The sequence below is a fragment of the Alicycliphilus sp. T452 genome (assembly GCF_054512775.1).
Map to the genome: position 1 here is coordinate 1 of NZ_JBTNEH010000060.1, position 2501 is coordinate 2501.

The 2501-nt window shown below is 62.1% G+C and carries 2 protein-coding genes; both read right to left on the bottom strand.

The genetic code is table 11. The annotated features are described in order from the left end of the window. Positions 1–73 precede the first annotated feature (73 nt). Complete coding sequence (gene istB / locus ACX12L_RS22840) at positions 74–877, bottom strand: IS21-like element ISThsp10 family helper ATPase IstB (RefSeq protein WP_013516261.1); 804 nt, start codon at positions 875–877, stop codon at positions 74–76. Then, positions 867–2393: an IS21 family transposase gene (gene istA / locus ACX12L_RS22845; RefSeq protein ID WP_459264559.1), complete on the bottom strand. Its 1527-nt coding sequence runs from the start codon at positions 2391–2393 to the stop codon at positions 867–869. Before istA ends, istB begins: the two co-directional genes overlap by 11 nt. Positions 2394–2501: the final 108 nt, after the last annotated feature.

The window sequence follows — 2501 nt, forward strand, 5'->3', positions numbered from 1 at the left end:
TGTTGATTTCCATGCAAAGCTGACCCACCATTTCCATCGAATCTTGACCCACCCTGATTCGTGAACTTCACGCTCACGTTGTGGATAAGTTCTTGGTCGCCTTCTCCTTCTTGGTGGTCTGTGGTGGTTGCTGTGCGGAGCTATTCTTGAACCGGTAGCTGTCATTGCCGGTCTCAAGAATATGGCAGTGATGCGTGAGCCGGTCGAGCAATGCCGTGGTCATCTTGGCATCCCCGAACACACTGGCCCACTCGCTGAAGCTCAGGTTGGTGGTGATCACGACGCTGGTGCGCTCGTAGAGTTTGGACAGCAGGTGGAACAGCAAGGCGCCTCCTGATGCACTGAACGGCAGGTAGCCCAGCTCATCCAGGATCACCAGATCCACATATGCAAGCCGGTGGGCCATCTGCCCTGTCTTGCCTTGGGCCTTCTCTTCTTCCAGCGCATTGACCAACTCTACCGTGGAGAAGAACCGCACCCTTCGGTGATGGTGTTCAATGGCTTGCACTCCGAGGGCTGTGGCAATGTGGGTCTTGCCTGTGCCCGGCCCGCCCACCAGCACCACGTTGTTGGCATCCTCCAGGAACTCACACCGGTGCAACTGGCGCACCAGGGCTTCGTTCACCTCGCTGTGGCTGAAGTCGAAGCCTGCCAGGTCCCGGTACGCGGGGAACCTGGCCACCTTCAATTGGTAAGCCACCGAGCGCACCTCCCGCTCGGCGGTCTCAGCCTTGAGCAGTTGGGACAGGATGGGCTGCGCTGCCTCGAAGGCTGGCGCACCTTGCTCAGCCAGTTCCGCAACTGCCTGGGCCATGCCGTGCATCTTGAGCTCGCGCAGCATGATCACGATGGAAGCGATGGCGGGGTCATGACGCATAGCGCACCTCTCTCAATTGGTCATAGCGAAGCACGTTGGCCTGGGGTTCCACAGACAGCTTGAGGGCCTGGGGCGATGTGACCGGTGCTGGAGCGGGCTTGCCGTCCAGCAGCCGGTGCAGCACGTTCAGGATATGGGTCTTGCTGGCAGCCCCAGACTCCAGGGCCAGTTCCACTGCGGCGAGCACGGCCTGCTCGTCGTGATGCAGCACCAGTGCCAGCACCTCCACCATCTCCCGGTCGCCACCGGGCTGCTTCAAGAGGGCGGTCTGCAGCCGTTTGAAGGCCACTGGCAGTTCCAGGAACGGAGCACCATTGCGCAAAGCGCCGGGCTTGCGCTGCAGCACCGCCAGATAGTGTCGCCAGTCGTAGACGGTCTGGCCGGCACCGTGATGATTGCGCTCGATCAGGCGCTGGTGTTCACAGACGATCTGGCCTTCGGCCGCGACCACCAGGCGATCCGCGTAGACCCGCAGGCTCACAGGCCGATTGGCATACGGCGCTGGCACGCTGTAGCGGTTGCGCTCGAAGTGAATCAAGCAGGTGGGCGAGACGCGCTTGGTGTGCTCCACAAAGCCATCGAACGGACGTGGCACCGGCATCAGGGTTGAACGTTCCTGGGCCCAGACATCCGCGACGGTGCCCGGCAGCTTGCTGTGCTCGATCTCGTGCCACAGCGCCACGCAGCGCTCCTCAAGCCAGGCATTGAGATCGGGCAGGCTTGGGAATGGCGGCACCACCTGCCACAGGCGATGGCGGGCATCGCGCACGTTCTTCTCCACCTGGCCCTTCTCCCAGCCCGAGGCCGGGTTGCAGAACTCGGCCTCGAACAGGAAGTGACTCACCATGGCCGCAAAGCGCGCATTGACGTCGCGCTCCTTGCCACGGCGCACCCGGTCTACAGCGGTGCGCATGTTGTCGTAGATGCCTCGGCGGGGCACACCGCCCAGCACGACGAACGCATGGTTGTGGGCATCGAACAGCATCTCGTGCGTCTGCAGAAGATAGGCGCGCAGGTAGAACGCCCTGCTGTGACTGAGTTTGAAGTGAGCCACCTGCAGCTTGGTGCGCACACCTGCGAGCACTGCCCAGTCCTCGCTCCAATCGAATTGGAACGCCTCGCCGGGGCCGAAGGCCAAAGGCACAAAGGTGCCGCGGCCGGTGGTCTGCTGGGCCACCAGGCGTTGTTCTTGCCAGAGGCGGACAAAGGCCGCGACCCGGTTGTAGGAGCCGGTATAGCCCAGCGCCTGCAGATCGGCGTATATCTGCTTGACGGTACGCCGCTGCTTACGGGATCGGCCAGCTTCCGTCTTGAGCCAGCCCGAGAGCTTCAAGGCAAAGGGATCGAGCTTGGAAGGGCTGACCCGCTTGGCATAGTGCGGCTCGGCCTCGCCTGCGCGCAGGTACTTGCGGATGGTGTTGCGCGAGAGGCCCGTGCGGCGGGCGATCTCCCTGATGGACAGCTGCTCTCGCAGGGCCCAGCGCCTGATGACACTCAGTGTTGCCACGTCTATCACTCCTGGTCTCCTGCTGCTCAACAAAGCAGCAGGTTAGGGTTAGTACGTGGGTCAGATTTAGATGGAAATCCTGGGGGTTAGTGGGTCACTTCTGCGTGGAAATCAACA

Bases quoted from the DNA above. Each gene is read 5' to 3' on its own strand.
- istB (WP_013516261.1), bottom strand. From the start codon at position 877: ATGCGTCATGACCCCGCCATCGCTTCCATCGTGATCATGCTGCGCGAG.